The 250-nt window shown below is 68.4% G+C and carries 1 protein-coding gene; it reads right to left on the bottom strand.

Annotated features, from left to right (window positions below):
* A partial coding sequence (locus EOD29_RS33760; RefSeq protein WP_164764045.1) for an amidohydrolase family protein occupies positions 1 to 250 on the bottom strand: 250 nt, incomplete at both ends.

Below are 250 nucleotides of genomic sequence, written 5' to 3' on the forward strand. Positions count from 1 at the left end.
GCGATGCGGCCCTTGTCCGGCCGTCCGACGATGGCGGCGGGCGAGGTGGTGACGACACGCGCTGCGGTATCGAGCGGGTGGTCGAGATGCAGAATCCGCACCGCTTCGCGGAAGACCTCCACCGGATCGAGATCGCCATAGGCATAGAAGGGGTCGCGGGTATTGTCGGAGGCGACCGCCGTTGCGACGCCGGCTGCCGCCAGTTCGTGGAAAAGTGTGACGCCGCGCCAGCGCGGTGTGCGGCCGGAAT

This window comes from Mesorhizobium sp. M1A.T.Ca.IN.004.03.1.1, assembly GCF_003997555.1.
In the GTDB taxonomy this organism is placed as follows: domain Bacteria; phylum Pseudomonadota; class Alphaproteobacteria; order Rhizobiales; family Rhizobiaceae; genus Mesorhizobium.